General features: G+C 72.1%; 14 protein-coding genes. All 14 read right to left on the bottom strand.

Annotation, left to right across the window (positions count from 1 at the left end; genetic code table 11):
• Positions 1-10: 10 nt before the first annotated feature.
• The 14 genes from rpmA to ACFOWE_RS22055 all read right to left on the bottom strand — a co-directional run bounded on the left by rpmA (position 11) and on the right by ACFOWE_RS22055 (position 16935).
• Positions 11-268 (bottom strand): 50S ribosomal protein L27, encoded by a 258-nt coding sequence (rpmA, locus tag ACFOWE_RS22120; protein ID WP_344861869.1) that lies wholly within the window; start codon positions 266-268, stop codon positions 11-13.
• Between the two features lie 18 nt (positions 269-286).
• Complete coding sequence (rplU, locus tag ACFOWE_RS22115) at positions 287-589, bottom strand: 50S ribosomal protein L21 (protein WP_344861873.1); 303 nt, start codon at positions 587-589, stop codon at positions 287-289.
• A gap of 239 nt (positions 590-828) precedes the next feature.
• On the bottom strand, positions 829-3621 hold the full coding sequence (locus ACFOWE_RS22110) for an Rne/Rng family ribonuclease (protein WP_377290797.1): 2793 nt from the start codon (positions 3619-3621) through the stop codon (positions 829-831).
• Between the two features lie 96 nt (positions 3622-3717).
• Entirely contained in the window at positions 3718-4497 is a 780-nt protein-coding gene (locus tag ACFOWE_RS22105; RefSeq protein WP_377290795.1) for a TIGR03936 family radical SAM-associated protein, read from the bottom strand.
• A gap of 202 nt (positions 4498-4699) precedes the next feature.
• Positions 4700-6610, bottom strand: a complete 1911-nt coding sequence (locus ACFOWE_RS22100; protein ID WP_377290794.1) for a TIGR03960 family B12-binding radical SAM protein — start codon at positions 6608-6610, stop codon at positions 4700-4702.
• A 205-nt stretch (positions 6611-6815) separates the two neighbouring features.
• On the bottom strand, positions 6816-7976 hold the full coding sequence (gene rodA, locus ACFOWE_RS22095; protein ID WP_377290793.1) for a rod shape-determining protein RodA: 1161 nt from the start codon (positions 7974-7976) through the stop codon (positions 6816-6818).
• Positions 7970-10033 carry a penicillin-binding protein 2 gene (gene mrdA, locus ACFOWE_RS22090; protein WP_377290792.1) on the bottom strand — a complete coding sequence of 688 codons (2064 nt, stop codon included), beginning with the start codon at positions 10031-10033 and terminating at the stop codon, positions 7970-7972. Before mrdA ends, rodA begins: the two co-directional genes overlap by 7 nt.
• Positions 10030-10554 (bottom strand): rod shape-determining protein MreD, encoded by a 525-nt coding sequence (gene mreD / locus ACFOWE_RS22085; RefSeq protein WP_377290790.1) that lies wholly within the window; start codon positions 10552-10554, stop codon positions 10030-10032. Before mreD ends, mrdA begins: the two co-directional genes overlap by 4 nt.
• Complete coding sequence (gene mreC, locus ACFOWE_RS22080) at positions 10551-11468, bottom strand: rod shape-determining protein MreC (RefSeq protein ID WP_377290788.1); 918 nt, start codon at positions 11466-11468, stop codon at positions 10551-10553. The genes mreD and mreC overlap by 4 nt, the downstream gene beginning before the upstream one ends.
• Positions 11468-12499 (bottom strand): rod shape-determining protein, encoded by a 1032-nt coding sequence (gene mreB, locus ACFOWE_RS22075; protein WP_377290787.1) that lies wholly within the window; start codon positions 12497-12499, stop codon positions 11468-11470. Before mreB ends, mreC begins: the two co-directional genes overlap by 1 nt.
• A 218-nt stretch (positions 12500-12717) precedes the next feature.
• Complete coding sequence (ndk, locus tag ACFOWE_RS22070) at positions 12718-13128, bottom strand: nucleoside-diphosphate kinase (protein WP_377290785.1); 411 nt, start codon at positions 13126-13128, stop codon at positions 12718-12720.
• 242 nt (positions 13129-13370) lie between these two features.
• Entirely contained in the window at positions 13371-15266 is a 1896-nt protein-coding gene (locus tag ACFOWE_RS22065) for a hypothetical protein (protein ID WP_377290783.1), read from the bottom strand.
• An 11-nt stretch (positions 15267-15277) separates the two neighbouring features.
• The gene (locus tag ACFOWE_RS22060) at positions 15278-15616 is read right to left on the bottom strand and encodes a DUF4233 domain-containing protein (protein WP_377290781.1); all 339 of its coding nucleotides are present in this window, start codon (positions 15614-15616) and stop codon (positions 15278-15280) included.
• A gap of 26 nt (positions 15617-15642) precedes the next feature.
• Positions 15643-16935 carry a bifunctional folylpolyglutamate synthase/dihydrofolate synthase gene (locus ACFOWE_RS22055; RefSeq protein WP_377290779.1) on the bottom strand — a complete coding sequence of 431 codons (1293 nt, stop codon included), beginning with the start codon at positions 16933-16935 and terminating at the stop codon, positions 15643-15645.
• Positions 16936-17213: the final 278 nt, after the last annotated feature.

Raw genomic sequence — 17213 nt, 5'->3', positions numbered from 1 at the left:
CGGTGCGGATCTACTCCGCGACCGGGACGATGCTCACCGCGCGACGACCGCGCTTGAAGCCGAACTGCACGTGGCCGGCGGCCAGCGCGAACAGCGTGTCGTCGCCACCGCGGCCGACGTTGTCGCCCGGGTGGAAGTGGGTGCCGCGCTGGCGGACGATGATCTCACCGGCGTTGACCAGCTGGCCGCCGAAACGCTTCACACCGAGCCGCTGAGCGTTGGAGTCGCGGCCGTTCCGAGTGGACGACGCGCCCTTCTTGTGTGCCATCTCTCAAAGCTCCCGAACTCAGGCCTGGTTGATGCCGGTGATCTTCACCTGGGTGTACCGCTGGCGGTGACCCTGGCGCTTCTTGTAACCGGTCTTGTTCTTGTACTTGAGGATCCGGATCTTCGGACCCTTGGTCTCGCCGAGGATCTCGGCGGCGACGGTGAACTTGCCCGCCTCGGTGGTCACGTCGCCATCGTTGACGACGAGCACCGTCGGCAGCGTAACCGTGGAACCGACCTCACCGGCGACCTTGTCCACCTCGAGGACGTCACCGACGGAGACCTTCTGCTGCCTGCCGCCGCAACGAACGATCGCGTACACCGCGGAACCCTTCTTCTGCCTACTTGCTCGCTGGATGCTGCGCCCGCATCCGGCTGTGGTCACCGTTTGACCGACGTACCAGGTGGGCGCGCGAACAGGGCGCGCCACTAGCGCACCGATTCATCAGGGTACCGGACTACCGGACCCTGGTCGAACCGGGCGGAACGTCGGGGTGCCGGCGCGACGAGGCGCGCCGGCGATGTCGGACCTGGGTCCCTCCGCCGGCGGCGGAGGGGAACCTAGTCGGCCGACTTGGCCTTGCGGGAGCGTCTCCGCCCCTTCCCGGCACCCTGTACGGCCTGCGCGTCCTCGACCTGGACGTCGTCAAGCGCATCGGTCACCGTATCACGTCCGGAGGACTCACTGGCGGCGACGGCGTTCCCGACCTCCTTGGCGGCCTCCTTGGCGAGCTTCTCCGCGACGGCCTTCTCCACGGCCATCTTGCCCTGGGTGCCGCGCGGCTCCGCTCTGCCCTCGACCGGCTCGGTCGAGATGTGCAGCCCCCGGCCGTTGCAGCAGTCGCACACGGTGGAGAACGCCTCCAGCAGGCCCTGCCCGACGCGCTTGCGGGTCATCTGGACCAGGCCCAGGGAGGTGACCTCGGCGACCTGGTGCTTGGTCCGGTCCCGGGCCAGGCACTCCAGCAGCCGCCGGAGCACCAGGTCGCGGTTGCTCTCCAGCACCATGTCGATGAAGTCGATCACGATGATGCCGCCGATGTCCCGCAGCCTGAGCTGACGGACGATCTCCTCGGCCGCCTCCAGGTTGTTGCGGGTGACGGTCTCCTCGAGGTTTCCGCCCTGGCCGGTGAACTTGCCGGTGTTGACGTCGACGACGGTCATCGCCTCGGTCCGGTCGATCACCAGCGAGCCGCCGCTGGGCAGCCAGACCTTGCGCTCCATCGCCTTGGCGATCTGCTCGTCGATCCGGTAGGCGGAGAAGACGTCGCCGTCCTCCTCCCACCTGGTCACGCGGTCGGCCAGGTGCGGAGCCACGTAGCGGACGTACTCGTCCACCGTGGTCCACGCCTCGTCGCCCTGGACGACCAGGGAGGCGAAGTCCTCGTTGAAGACGTCCCGGACCACCCGGACGGTCATGTCCGGCTCGGAGGAGAGCAGCTCCGGCGCGCTGGCCGTCTTGGCCTTGCGCTGGATGTTCTCCCACTGCGCCGAGAGCCTGGCCACGTCGCGGCCGAGCTCCTCCTCGGAGGCGCCCTCGGCGGCCGTGCGGACGATCACACCGGCGTTCTCCGGCATGACCTTCTTCAGGATGCTCTTGAGCCGGGTGCGCTCCTTGTCGGGGAGCTTGCGGCTGATCCCGGTCATCGAACCGTCGGGCACGTAGACCAGGTAGCGGCCGGGCAGGCTGATCTGCGACGTCAGCCGGGCGCCCTTGTGCCCCATGGGGTCCTTGGTGACCTGGACGAGCACGGACTGCCCCGACTTCAGGGCCGCCTCGATCCGCTTGGGCTGGCCCTCCAGCCCGGCGGTGTCGAAGTTGACCTCGCCGGCGTACAGCACCGCGTTGCGGCCCTTGCCGATGTCGACGAAGGCCGCCTCCATGCTCGGCAGGACGTTCTGCACCTTGCCGAGGTAGACGTTGCCCACGTAGGACTGGCTCGCCTCGCGGTCCACGTAGTGCTCGACGAGGATGTCGTCCTCCAGCACCGCGATCTGGGTCCGGCCTCCGGTGCGGCGGACCACCATCACCCGCTCGACGGACTCCCGGCGGGCCAGGAACTCCGACTCGGTGATGATCGGCGGGCGCCTCCGGCCGAGCTCGCGGCCCTCCCTGCGGCGCTGCTTCTTGGCCTCGAGACGGGTCGAGCCGCGCACGCTCTGCACCTCGTCCATGGCGCTGCCGCGCCCGGCGCGGGGCGCGCGGATACGCACCACGGTGTTCGGCGGGACGTCCTGGACGTCCTCGGCCTCCTCGGAGCCCCTGCGGCGGCGACGGCGCCGCCGGCGCGAGGTGCCGGCCTCCGCGGCCTCGGCCTCCTCGGCCGCCGCGCTCCCGGCGTCCTCCGCCTCGGCGCCCTCGGCGTCCTCGGCCTCGCCCTCTTCGGGCTCGCCGCCCTCGGCCTCCTCCTGCTCACGCGTCCGCCCCCGGCCGCGCCCGCCCCTGCGGCGGCGACGGCGGCGGCCGCCGGCCTCCTCCTCGCCCTCCTCCTCGGGCTCCTCGGCGCCCTCCGGCTCCTCCTCGGCCTCGGCGGGCTCGAACGGCGGCTGCGCGGCGGGGCGCGCGGGCTGCTGGATCAGGGACGGGTCGGGGGCCTGGAAGAGCGGCTGGAACACCGCGGCGGGGGCCTGGAAGGTCACCGAGGGCACCTCGGGACGCTGGGCGGCCGTCAGCCCGAACGGGTCGGCGACCGCCTCCGACCGCTGCCCGGCGTCCTCCTCCTCGGCGGGCTCCTCCTGCTCCTCGGCGGACACCGAGAGCCGCAGGGCGGCGGCGACCTCCTCGGCCTCGGCCTCGGTGAGGTCGTCGAGGAGCGGCGCGGGCTCGGGCCGGGTCTCCTCCCCTGCCGTCTCCGGGACGCTCTCCTGGGCGGCGGCCTTCTTGCGCGTGCGGGTCCGCTTGGCCGGGGCGGCGCTCGCGGCCCCGGTGTCTCCGGGGGCGGGTGCGGGCTGCGCGGCCTCGGCCGCGGGGGCCTCCGCCGCCGGCTCGGCCTCCGCCTTCCGGGTACGGCCGCGCCGCGTGGCGGCCTTGCTCCCAGCGGCCGTCTCGGTGGCCGTCTCAGCAGCTGTCCCGGTGGCCGCCGCGATCTCTGCGGGGGCGGCCCTGCGCCGGGTGGCGCGCTTGGGCGCCGCCTCCTGCACGGCCGCCTCCTGCACGGCCTCTCCCGCCACGGCGGGCTCCACCCGCGGCTGCGCGGGCTCCGGCCGGGGCGCCGGGGCGGGCTTCAGGTCCTCCGGCTCCGGCGGCGGGCCCGCGGGCCTGCTCGCGGCCCGCCGGCGGCGCGGCTGAACTGTCTTCTCCGTTATGTCCCCCGTGGGGCCGTTGGCCCCGACGGCGGGTTCGTTGTCGAGCATGCGGGCGCTCTCCCGTCAGCCCCCGGGCACGTCTCCGCGGCCGCGCAGGGGCTCTCGTCTGTCGATGTCCGCCGGGCCGGGGCCCGGCGCCAAGTCCTATAGGTCGCCGCCGACGTGTTCGCTCACCGGTCTCGTGTCACCGCCGCGCGTGTTGTCGCGGTCCAGGTCGAACGGGTCGGCGGGCGCACCGGTGCGCACGTCCAGCGGCCCCTGCGCCAGCCTGGTCACCTCGGGGGGCACCGGCGGCGCGAAGTCGGCCACGAGACGCAATCCGGTGAGAACGTCGTCGGGTCGAACGGCAGGAGTTGCGTGCCGTACAACCATGCGAAGTATGACACATGACTGACCGGACGCCTGACCTGCTGTTGTCTCCGTTCCCTCCGGCACCGCCAGGCTCAGCACCGCCTCGCGCGCGTCGAAGCGGCGCATCCCCTTCTTCGTCAGGCGCTCCACCTCGATCCGCTCGGCGGCGTTGAACCGCTCCACCGCCGCACGGGCGAGACCGGGGTCGGCTCCCGGCAACCTCACCTGCCACACCGAGCACTCCAGCCGGTCGGCCAGGCTCCCCGGGCCCGCCTCCACGACGTCGAGCACGTCGAGGCCGGGCGGGAGCGAGGCGTCCAGGGCGGCTCTCACCCCGCCGGGATCGCACCTGCGCGCCAGGCTGATCTCGAGGTACTCGGCCTCGCTGGCGACCCCGGTCGGGGCGGCCGACCCGACGTAGGAGATCCTCGGATGAGGTGAGAAACCGGCGCTGTAGGCCACGGGGACATCCGCGCGCCGGAGCGCGCGCTCGAGAGCCCGGGAGATGTCACGGTGGCTGGTGAAGCGCAGGCGGCCGCGCTTGGCGTAGCGCACACGCAGGCGCTGCGCCACGGGTGCGGGCGGGGGCCCATCGGGAACGGGTTTCAGAGTGGTGTCGTCCTTCCTCGTCGCGGTCGTCTCATCTGCGGGCGGGCCGTGCGGGGCACGGCCTACCTCAGACAACCTCCGATAACACGAGCTTCTTCCCCCGAAGGGTGCGGCGCCGCCCCTCGCCCCGTGGCGCGGAGGAGGGGCAGGGCGCCGGCGCGGACCGTCACACGACCGTCAGCGGCAGGAGCTTCCTGCCCGTCGGGCCGATCTGGATCTCGGTGCCCATCGTGGGGCAGACGCCGCAGTCGTAGCACGGCGTCCAGCGGCAGTCCTCGACCTCGCCGCCGCTCACGGCGTCCTGCCAGTCCTGCCAGAGCCATTCGCGGTCGAGGCCGGCGTCGAGGTGGTCCCAGGGCAGGACCTCGTTCTCCTCGCGCTCACGCGTGGTGTACCAGTCGACGTCGACCCCGGCCCTGGCCGCGGCGTCCATCCAGCGCTGGTAGGAGAAGTGCTCGCTCCAGCCGTCGAACCGGCCGCCGTCCTCCCAGACCGCGCGGATGACGGCGCCCACCCGGCGGTCGCCCCGCGACAGCAGGCCCTCCACGATCGAGGGCTTGCCGTCGTGGTAGCGCAGGCCGATGGCCCGGCCGTACTCCTTGTCGCCGCGCAGGGCGTCCTTCAGCGCCTTCAGGCGACGGTCCACCGTCTCGTGGTCGGCCTGCGCCGCCCACTGGAACGGCGTGTGCGGCTTGGGCACGAACCCGCCGATGGAGACCGTGCAGCGGATGTCCCGCGAACCGGTCGCCTCCCGGCCCGCCTGGATGACCTTCTTGGCCAGACCGGCGATGGCCAGGACGTCGGCGTCCTCCTCGGTGGGCAGGCCGCACATGAAGTAGAGCTTCACCTGCCGCCAGCCCTGGCTGTAGGCGGTGGTGACGGTCCGGATCAGGTCCTCCTCGGTGACCATCTTGTTGATCACCTTGCGCATGCGCTCCGAGCCGCCCTCGGGGGCGAACGTCAGACCGGACCTGCGCCCGTTGCGCGAGAACTCGTTGGCCAGGTCGATGTTGAAGGCGTCGACCCGGGTCGAGGGCAGCGAGAGCGAGGTGTTGGTGCCCTCGTAGCGGTCGGCCAGGCCCTTGGCGACGTCGCCGATCTCGGAGTGGTCGGCGCTGGAGAGGCTGAGCAGCCCGACCTCGTTGAAGCCGGACGCCTTGACGCCCGCGTCGACCATCTCGCCGATCGTGGTGATGGACCGCTCCCGCACCGGCCGGGTGATCATCCCGGCCTGGCAGAAGCGGCAGCCCCGGGTGCAGCCGCGGAAGATCTCCACGCTGAACCGCTCGTGCACGGTCTCCGCCAGCGGGACCAGCGGCTTCTTCGGATACGGCCACTCGTCCAGGTCCATGACCGTGTGCTTGTGGATCCGCCAGGGCACGCCCGGGCGGTTCGGGGCGACCCGCCGGATCCGGCCGTCCGGGTGGTACTCGACGTCGTAGAACTTCGGCACGTAGACCCCGCCGGACTCGGCCAGCCGCATCAGCAGCTCGTCGCGCCCGCCGGGCGAGCCCTCGCCCTTCCACTCGCGGATCACCTCGGTGATGGCGATGGCGATCTGCTCGCCGTCACCCAGCACCGCGGCGTCGAGGAAGTCGGCGATCGGCTCCGGGTTGAAGGCGGCGTGGCCGCCGGCGAGCACGATCGGGTCGTCGTCACCGCGCTCGGCGGCCAGCAGCGGGATCCCCGCCAGGTCCAGCGCGGTCAGCATGTTGGTGTAGCCGAGCTCGGTGGAGAAGGAGACGCCGAACACGTCGAAGGCCCGCACCGGCCGGTGCGCGTCGACGGTGAACTGCGGGACGCCCTCGGCGCGCATCAGCGCCTCCAGGTCGGGCCAGACCGCGTAGGTCCGCTCGGCGAGCGTCTCCGGCAGCTCGTTGAGGATTTCGTAAAGGATCTGAACGCCCTGGTTGGGCAGCCCCACTTCATAGGCGTCGGGGTACATCAGAGCCCAACGGACTCCGGCGGAGTCCCAGTCCTTGACGGTCGAGTTGAGCTCACCCCCGACGTACTGGATCGGCTTCTGCACCTTGGGCAGGAGCGCTTCCAGGCGGGGAAACAGTGACTCGACAGGCATACGTCCAAGGGTATCGGCCTGGAAAGGGTGCCACGGGCGGTCGTCGCCCGCTCGCAGCGAGTCGAGCCGGGGCCGCAGCTCCTGGCGGGCCCGGCCCATCAGCGATGTTCGCTCGACGAACCGCACACCGGTGAGAGCCGGATTCCGCGCGCATGCGGAGGCCCTTCGGTAACGCGCGGCCGGGGCAGCGGTCCGGCCGGCGGCGTCACAGCCTCGCGCGCAGGTGGATCGCCTGGAGCAGCCCGATCGCGATCATGTTGGTGAACGTCGCGGTGCCCCCGTAGGAGAGGAACGGCAGGGGAAGACCCGTGATCGGCATGATCCCGATCGTCATGCCGACGTTGATGAAGGTCTGGAAGGCCAGCCAGCACACGATCGTGCCGGCCGCGATCGTGCCGAACCGGTCCTCGCACCGGATCGCGATCCGCAGCGCCCGCAGCAGCACCACCCCGAGCAGCACCACGACGGTGGCCGAGCCGAGGAACCCGAACTCCTCCCCCACCACCGTGAAGATGAAGTCGGTGTGCTGCTCGGGCACGAACCGGCCCATCGTCTGCCCGCCGCCGAACAGGCCCTTGCCGAACAGCCGTCCCGATCCGACGGCGTTCAGCGACTGGGTGCTGTTGTAGCCGACCCCCCGCGGGTCGGTCGACGGGTCGAGGAAGGCGGTGAACCGCGCGACCTGGTACGGCTCGAGCACGTCGAGCCGCCAGACGGCCAGTCCCGCCCCGGCCACGGCGAGCACCAGCAGGACGAGCCAGCGTTTGCGCATCCCGCTGACGACCAGCGCCGACGCCGTGATCACGCCCAGCACCATCGTGGTGCCGAAGTCGGGCTGGAGCATGACCAGCCCCATCGTCACGGCGGCGACCACCAGCCCGACCAGGACGTCCGCCCCGCGCGGCCGGTCGCTGCCCTCGGCGGGCTGGGCCAGCAGCGTGGCGAGCATCAGCACCAGGGCGAGCTTGGCGAACTCCGACGGCTGGAAGGCGAAGCCCCCGCCCAGCATGATCCAGGAGTGGGCGCCGTTGACCTCCGCGCCGACCGGGGTGATCACCAGGATCAGCCCGGCCAGCGCCACGAGGTACACCAGCGGCGCGTAGGCCCGCATCACCCGGTGGTTGACCGCCGTCACCGCCACCGCCAGCGCGGCGCCGACCCCCAGGTTGAGGATGTGCTTCTTGACCAGGCCGGTGGTGCCGGGCACCCAGGTCCGGGTGGACGACCACACCGCCAGCACACTGATCACCGCCAGCGCCAGCACCGCCACCGCCAGCGCCGCGTCCACCCGCCACACCGGTGAGGACGCCCCGACCGCCCTGCGGGCGAAGGAGCGTCCCGCCACCGCCGTCACCCGGCTCACCATGCCAGCGTCCCATCCTTCTTGATCGCCGGGAGCTTGGCCGCGGGCGTCCCGGCCGGCAGCGCCTTGGGCGCCGGCTTCCCCTTCGGCGTGAACCCGTAGATGCCCTCGTAGATCTTCCGTACGGCCGGCGCCGCGGCCGCGCTTCCCAGGCCTCCCTGGGAGACCATGGCGACGACCACGAACCGCGGGTCCTCCACCGGCGCGAACGAGGCGAACCACGAGGTGTCGGCCTTGCCGTACACCTCTGCGGTACCGGTCTTGCCGCCGATCCGCACCTTCTTCATGGGGAACCCCTGGAACGCCCCGGCGGCCGTACCGTCGGAGGCGACCTGGCTCAGCGCCCGCTTGATGTAGGCCCGCTCGGCCGCGGAGACGGGGAGCCTGCCCCGCACCGGCACCTCGATCTCCCTGACCCTGGTGCCGTCCGACCGGACCAGTGCCCAGCCCAGCCGGGGGCTGCGCAGCCTGCCGTCGGTGACCAGCGCCGCGTACGCCGTCGCCAGCTGCAGCGGGGTCACCAGCACGTCGCCCTGCCCGATGGAGAAGTTGGCCGCGTCACCCGGGCGCAGCAGATGGCCCTCCAGGCAGTTCTCGTGCGCCAGCCGGGTCAGGAAGGCGGCCCGGCCTCCGTCACTCCCGGCCAGGTCCCGGTAGCCGTCCTTGGCGTTCTTGCAGTTGACGTCCCTGGTGGCGGCCCACATCTTCTTCTTCCAGGTCCGGTCGGGGATCCGCCCCGGCGACTCGCCGGGCAGGTCGACCCCGGTGGGACGGCCGAACCCGAAGGCACGCGCCGTCCTCGCCATCACTTCCTTCGGCTTGCCCTTGGGACGCAGCCCGCCGTCCTTGAGCCACTGCTCGTAGGCCGCCCGGTAGAAGATCGTGTCGCACGACTTCACCAGCGCCGTGTGCAGCGTCATGGAACCCAGCGACCGGCCGCGGAAGTTGTGGAAGGCGCGGCTGCCCACCATGTAGACGCCGGGGCAGTTGTAGTGGCCGTTGATCGGGTAGCCGGCCCGCAGCATCGCGGCCACCGACGACATCTTGAACGTCGATCCGGGAGCGAACTCCCCCTTGATCGCCCGTGACACCAGCGGTTTGCCGGCCTTGTCCGACAGCAGCCGCTCGTACTCGTCCTCCCGGATGCCCCCGGCCCAGACCTTCGGGTCGTAGCTCGGCACGCTGGCCAGGGCGATGACCCGGCTGGTGCGCGCGTCCAGCACCACCGCCGCCGCGCCGTCGGCCTTGGGCGCGGACTTCATCGCCTCGGCGACGGCCCGCTCGGCCACGGCCTGCACCTTGGCGTCGAGGCTGGTGATGAGCGTGAGGCCGGACTTGCCGGGCGTCTCGTGCTCGACGCCGAGCAGCCGGCCGAGCCGGTCCACCTGGACCCGCCGCCTGCCGGGGGTGCCCCGCAGCTCGTCGTCGTAGACCTCCTCGAGACCGTCCCGGCCCGCCATGTCGACCCCGGAGAACTCCGCCTTGAGGCCCTCGCGCCGCTCCAGCTCCTCCTTGGTGACCGGCTGCAGATAGCCGAGCGCCTGCACGGCCGCGCTTCCGTAGGGGTGGTCCCGTACGGCCTGCGTCTCGGCGATGACGCCGGGGAACATCTCCTGCCGCTCCATGATCTGCAGCGCCTGCGCCGTGCTGACGTCGGCGTCGACCGGGATCGGCTGGTGCGGCGAGCCCGCCCAGCAGGGGCGGGAGACCTTGGCGTCGCACGGCCGCATCCGCAGCCGCAGCTCCTGCGGGTCCCGGCCCAGCACGGCGCCCAGCCGTGCCAGCACGGCCCGCCCCCCGTCCTCCATGCGGCCCAGCTTCGTCCGGTCCACCGAGATCACCAGCGTGGTCCGGTTGCGCACCAGCGGCCGTCCCGCCGAGTCGAGGATCAGCCCGCGCACCGCGGGCACCACGACCTCGCGCGTGCGCGTCTGGGTCGCCGCCGTCGCGTACTTCGCGCCGTCCACCACCTGCACCTGCCAGAGCCGCCCGACGAGCAGCACGAGCAGCGCCACCATCAGCAGTTGCAGCACGATCAGCCGCCGCCTCATGCGGATCATGTCCGTCCCCCCGCGAGACGTCCCGCCCGCCGTACGGCCCGCTCCCGGCCACGGGCGACCCTCGTCATCATCCAGACCATCAGCGGTGCTGCCAGCAGGTTGTAGAGCATCACCGAGGGGAGCGAACCGGCGAGCACGACCACGCCGGCGGCCGCCCCGCCGAAGACCACCCCGATCACCACCGCGACCACCGGCCCGAGCGCCGCGCAGCCGGCCGCCACCGCCGGCCCGGCCTCCGGGCGGCTCTCCGCCCAGCGCCCGGCCACGAACCCGATCAGGCACAGCACCAGCGCGTACTGCCCGACCTCGTGCGCGACGGGGGGCACCACGTCTCCGAGCAGCCCGGCTGCGAACCCCATGACGGCTCCGCGGCGGGCGCCCCGGGCCAGCGCGTACCCCACCACGCCGAGCATGACCAGGTCGGGCACGGCGTCACCGGGCAGCGGCAGGCGGTTGACGAACGTGACCTGCACGATCATCACCAGCAGGAGCGCCGCCACGGAGAGAACGTCCCGGTTCACCGCGTGCCCCCGTTCCCACCACCGGCGGCGGCGCCCTGACCGCTCCGCCCGGCGGGCGGCAGCACCGCGTCCCGCGGGTCCCGGGGCGGGGCCTGCACCACCACACCGACCACGTTCAACGCGCTCATGTCGGCGTACGGCCGCGCGTAGGCGATCCTGGTCAGCTCACCCGGCGTCGGCTCCACCCGCTCGACCACCCCGATCGGCACCCCCGCCACGTACGGCACGCCGCGGTGAGAGCCGAAGCTCACGATCCGTTGGCCCGGGGTGACCGGTGTGGACGAGTCGAGCAGCCGGAAGTGGAGCAGGCGGCCGTTCTCCCCGGCGCCCTGCACGATCCCGATCTCCCCGCTGCCCTCCAGCCGGGCCCCCACGGAGGAGGCGGGCGCGCTGATCAGCGCGACGGTCGAGGTGTACGGCCCCGTCTGGACCACCCTGCCGACCAGTCCTTCGCCGTTCAGCACCGTCATCTCCGGCCGCACCCCGTCGGCGCTGCCGACGTCGAGTTCGACGGCCTCCTCGAAGCCGGGCACCCCGCGCCGGGCGATCACCTGGGCGGGCACGACCCGGTAGCCGCCGACCCCCGCCAGCCCCAGCAGCCGGCGCAGCTCCGCCGAGCGCTGGTGGTCCAGGGCCTGCGCGGCCAGGGCGTACTTGAGCTGGGAGTTCTCACCCTGCAGCTGCTCTATCCGGCGCTGCGCCTCGGGCGCCGCCGCCAGCGACTCGAAGAATCCCACCACCGGCCGCACGGCGCTCGCGCCCGCCTGCTCGACGACGCCGAACACCGCCGTGCCGACGCCCCGGAGCGGGCCGAGTGGCGAGTCCTGCCCCGACCGGTGGTCCACCGTCATGAGCACCAGTGCCGAGGCCAGCAGCAGCCCCACGGTCGCCCGTGCCTGTCGCGTGTCCCTCATCACCGTCTCGGCTCCGGAACGAGGACCTGGTGCAGCGCCTCGAAGTCCTCGACGCACTTGCCGGTGCCCAGGACGACCGAGTCCAGAGCGTTGTCCACCCGGTGGATCGGCATCCCCGTCTCGTCCCTCAGCCGCTCGTCCAGGCCGCTCAGGAGGCCGCCGCCCCCGGTGAGCACGATCCCGCGGTCCATCAGGTCTCCGGACAGCTCCGGCGGGCACTTGTCCAGCGTGGTCTTGACCGCGTCGATGATCATGTGCAGGGGCTCCTCCATGGCGGCGCGGATCTCCGCCGCCGACATGACGACCATCTTCGGCAGGCCGCTGACCAGGTCGCGCCCGCGGATCTCCGCGTGCCCCTCCTCGGACATCGCGCAGGCCGAGCCGATCGAGATCTTGATCTCCTCGGCGGTGCGCTCCCCGAGCAGGAGGGAGTACTCCTTCTTCGCGAAGTTGATGATCGCCTGGTCCAGCTCGTCGCCGCCCACGCGGATCGACTGGCTGGTCACCATGCCGCCCATCGAGATGATGGCCACCTCGGTGGTGCCGCCGCCGATGTCGACGACCATGTTGCCGGTCGGCTCGTGCACCGGCAGGCCCGAGCCGATCGCCGCGGCCATCGGCTCCTCCACGATGTAGACCCGCCGCGCGCCGGCCTGGTAGCCGGCCTCCTTCACCGCGCGCTGCTCGATGGCGGTGATCCCGCTGGGCACCGCGACGATGATCCGCGGTTTGGCCCAGGGACGGCGCACGTGCACCCGCTGGATGAAGTACCGGAGCATGCGCTCGGCGACTTCGAAGTCGGTGATGACACCGTTCTTGAGCGGCCGGACCGCCTCCACGTTGCCGGGAGTCCGCCCGATCATGCGTTTGGCCTCGATGCCGATCGCCACGATCTTCCCGGTGACGGTGTTGATCGCCACGACGGAGGGCTCGTTGAGGATGATGCCACGGCCCCGCACGTAGACGAGCGTGTTGGCGGTGCCGAGATCGACCGCCATGTCGCGGCCGAGGAATGCGAGCTTGCTGCCCATGGGGAAGCCGCCTTCCTTCCGTCGGTCATCAGCGAGCACTACAGAGCGAACTCGCTTTGTGACTGTGTGTACCCACCTATGCCCATAATGAGGCGGCCTGTCCCAGAAAATCTCAACTGTCACTAAACGCACTCAGGGCCCCGCCATCCATCGGATGACAGGGCCCTGCGGGGCCGGAGGCCCGGAGCCGGAGGCTCAGAAGCGGTCCGGCCGGAGGCTCAGAAGCGGTCCGGGAAGAAGATCTTGATCTCGCGGGCGGCGGACTCCGGCGAGTCGGAGCCGTGCACGACGTTCTCGCCGATCTCCAGGGCGTGGTCGCCGCGGATGGTGCCGGGGGCGGACTTCACCGGGTCGGTCAGGCCGGCCAGGGCGCGGAACGCCTCGACGGCGCGGGGGCCCTCGAGCACCATGGCGACGAGCGGGCCGGAGGTGATGAACTCGACCAGCTCGCCGAAGAACGGCCGCTCGGAGTGCTCGGCGTAGTGGGCCTTGGCGGTCTCCGCGTCCAGGGTGCGCAGGTCCATCGCCACGACCTTCAGGCCCTTGCGCTCGACGCGGGCGATCACGTCGCCGATGAGGCCACGCTTCACGCCGTCGGGCTTGATCAGGACAAGAGTGCGCTCGGACACTGAGGTTCTCCTTCGAAGAACGGGATCGGGCCGCAGACTGCGGTGAACGGGCGAAGTTTACCGTCCCCGGCGGGTTCCCCCGTGGTCGGCGGCACCGGGCCCCAGGCCCGCCCCGGCCGCGGGTCCGGCGCCGTCGTCGCACCGGGTCGCGGGGCACCGGGCCCCGCGCGGCGCGCACGGCGTTCAGCCGCCACCGGACCTCCGCCACCGGGTCGTACGGGAGAGCACGAGCGGCACTGAGGTCAGTGGCCGCCGGGGCCGTCCGCGTCCTCGGGCGAGGGCATGGGCGGGGGCACCACCGGTCCCGGGCCGGTCTCCTCCGCCGGCGGCCGGGAGCCGTCCGGGAGGCGTCTGCCGCCCCCGTCCCGAGGTCCGGCGCCCGCGCCCCTCCCAGGGACCCGCTCCGGGTCCTCCGTGCCCTTCGGGTCCTCCGTCTCCTCCGCCGCCCGCTCCACGGCGGCCGGGGGGGAGATCCGCTCCGCGGTGGTCCGCTCCGTGGCGGCCTGCTCCGTGGAAACGGGAGCGCCCGCGGGCCCGGCGCCGGAGGAGACCCGCGGCAGGGTGTCCGTCCCGGATCCGCCGCCCGCGCCGCGGGTGGGGTCCGCTCCGACGCCCTCGCCCGGGCGGGTGTCCCGCCCCTCCGCGCCGTCTCCCTCGGCGCTGCTTCCCCCGGCGCCCTTCGCGTCCGTGCCGTTCGCGTCCGTGCCGTTCGCGGCGGCCCTACCGGAGCCGGTGGCCGCAGCGGCACGCCGGGCCAGCAGCGCGCAGAGCACGATCACCACGACCACCAGGCCTCCGCCGAACAGCGCCCACAGGTGCAGGGCCCTGACGAACCCGTCCACCAGCCCCTGCGAGGAGGTGGCCTCCTTCAGCCGGGACACCTGGATCCCGCTGCCCAGCAGGAAACCACCGAGCACGGCGGGGAAGAACAGCGCCAGCGCGAAGAGCGAGGAGCCCACGCCCGACAGGCGCAGGGCAGAGGTGAGCGCCACCGCGGCGCCGGCCGCCAGCAGCACGAACGGCGCGATCAGAACAGGCCCGTCGGGAGACGGGAGCAGGAACCTCACCGAGCACAGGCCGATCACCACGGCCACCAGGCCGGCCGCCGTCGTCATCGGCACGGCCGCGCCATCCATCCGGTTCACCAGTACGGCGGCGGCGAGCGCGCCGATCCCCGCGAGCACGAAGGCGGGCCAGAGCCCGGACAGCCCCGGACCTCCCAGGCCGCCGAGCTCGACATAGGTGACCTGGGCCGCCGTGGGCAGGATCACCGCCCCCACCGCCACCATGGTGTAGGCGAGAGTACGGCCTCCTGTCCCTTCCGCGGCTCCCGCGGAGGCGAGCCCCAGCAGCGCGACGACGGCCAGCAGCGCCGTCAGGACCACCAGGCCGGCCGACCAGTCGAAGGTGACGCCCACCGCGAGGAGGGCGACGCCCACGGACGGCACCGCGGCCATCAGCAGCCGCCCCCGCTCCGCCGTACCCTGCTCCGAGGAGGCCGTCCCGCTCTCACCGCTCCTCAGCGAGAGCACGAGGTGGCAGGCGGCCAGCACGAGCGCGATACCGGTCAGCAGCGGGTACGGCTGCAGCGTGACCCGCCAGGACGTGGCCTCGTCCAGCGGCCACAGGGCCAGCGCCTGCGCCGCGAGCAGGCTCGTCGCGAGCATGCCCGCCCACACCGCGCGCAGGACCCGGGGCCGCTCCCACACCGCCACCAGCGTGGCTGGGATGAGCAGGCCCGCGCCGATCCCGTGCGCTCCGCGCAGGATGCCGACCACCAGGGCCGAGTCCGCGTAGCCACCCGCCGCGTCGGCGAGCGCGAGCAGCGTCAGACCGCCCATCAGGAGCGGGGCCGGACGCATGCGGCGCACGAGGATCGCGGCCAGCGGGACGGTCACCACCATCGAGGGCAGCGCCAGCCCGTGCGCCCGGATCATCTCGACCTGGGAGACACCGGGCGGAAGAAGCGCGGCCACCACCGAGATGGTGTTGGGGATGGCGACGATCGCCAGTGGGAGCGCCACCGCGACGAGGAGTCCGAGGACGACGTCGAGCAACGCGGAGGAACGGGGCGCGTGCGTCGGGACCGCGGATTCGGCGGTCACCGTCCGCGCCGGCTGAGTTGGGGGGACGGCCATGTAGGCCGACTTTAGCGTGAAGTCACGCCCTCGACACGGTGAGCGACGAATATCGCGGTAATCCACAGCACCAGGAAGATCGCCCCGAGGAAGAACATCATCGGGACCATGACGCCCGAGACGATCGCGAGCACCTGGACGAGACTTCCCGCGACGTAGGCGGACGGCCGCTTGAGCATCCCGGCGACCACGACGCAGAGGACCGCCAGACCGATGCCGACCGTCACCGCCGTCCCCGCGGGCACCCCCTGGACGTTGATCGCCACCGGGGTGGTCAGCCCGACGACGATCGCCTCCATGCCGAGGACGCTGGCGCAGAGCCGCCGCATGCCCGGGGTGACAGTGATCATCTTTCGCCCTCTCTCAGCGGCCCCGGTCATCCGACCTCTCCCGCCTTGAGCAGCAGCCGTGCGTCACCCGCCGTGACGACCGACCCGGTGATCAGGACCCCCGCCCCGGCGAGCTCCCCCGCCTCGTCGGCCAGGCCGATGCCGATGTCGATGGCGTCGTCGAGCCGGTCGGCCCTGCGCACCCGCTCGGTCCCGAAGATGTCCTCGGTGAGCGCGCCGAGCTCGCCGACCTCCATGGAACGCGGTGAGGAGTTCCGCGTCACCACGATCTCGTCGACCATGGGTTCCATCAGCTCCAGCATGGTCCGCACGTCCTTGTCGCCGGCCATCGCCACCACCCCGATGAGCCGGGAGAATCCGAAGGACTCGCTCACCGCCTCCAGCATCGCCTGGACGCCGCCCGGGTTGTGCGCGGCGTCCACGAGCACGGTCGGGCCCCGCCGGACGACCTCGAGCCTGCCGGGCGAACGCACCTGCATGAAGGCCTGCCGGACCAGTTCGGAGTCGAGGGCCTCGTCTCCGGCCGTCAGCGCCTCGACCGCCGCCAGGGCGCAGGCGGCGTTGCCCGCCTGGTGCGCGCCGTACAGCGGCAGCAGGACCTCCTCGTAGTCGGCCTTCAGGCCCTTCAGATGGAGCAGCTGCCCGCCGACCGCCACCTCCCTGCCGAGGACGCCGAACTCCAGGCCCTCCCGCGCGACGCTGACTTCCGTCTCCGCCGCCCGGCGCAGCAGCACCTCCGCCGCGGGCAGTTCCTGCTGGGCCAGTACGGCGGTCGCGCCGGGCTTGATGATGCCCGCCTTCTCCCCCGCGATGGTCGCGATGTCGGAGCCCAGATAGTCGACGTGGTCGAGGGAGATGGGGGTGATGACGACGACCGCGCCGTCCGCGACGTTGGTGGCGTCGAAGCTGCCGCCCATGCCGGTCTCGATGACCGCGACGTCCACCGGAGCGTCGGCGAAGGCCGCGAAGGCCATCGCGGTGAGCGTCTCGAAGAAGGAGAGCCTCCTGCCCTGGGCGTCGATCATCTCCAGGTAGGGCGCGATGTCCTCGTAGACCTCGGTGAAACGCTCCTCGCTCAGCGGGACGCCGTCGACGCAGATGCGCTCCCGCATGGAGACCAGGTGGGGGCTGGTGAACCTGCCGACGCGGAGGTTCCGCTCACGCAGGATGGTCTCGATCATTCGCGTCGTGCTCGACTTGCCGTTCGTGCCGGCGACGTGAATGACCTGATACGCGTGCTGCGGGGAACCGAGCACGTCCATGAGCGCGGAGATCCTGTCCAGAGTGGGCTCGAAGTTCCACTCGACACCGCGCTCCATGATTGCTCGTTCAACCGCTCGATAATCCACCTCTCCAGCCTACTGACTCGGACAGCAGGGTCCTGACACGCCCGTGGAAGCACGAGAAAGTGCGGTCCACCGGCAGGCGTTCGGAAGTGGGAGATCTCCCCGCGCCCGGTCCGTCCTCCCGCGAAAAACGGGAACAGGCCATCCCCGGCGGCGGTCCCCGGCGACGAAAAAAAGGGGCCGCCCACCAGCGACCCCACCCCCGCACAACCCCCGCGAAAACAGAAAGGGCCGCCCCGAAGGGCGGCCCT

The sequence above is a fragment of the Planomonospora corallina genome (assembly GCF_042650625.1).
Classification (GTDB): Bacteria; Actinomycetota; Actinomycetes; order Streptosporangiales; family Streptosporangiaceae; genus Planomonospora_B; species Planomonospora_B corallina.
Note: the sequence above shows the minus strand (reverse complement) of the source record. Positions and strands in the feature narration are given on the sequence as shown.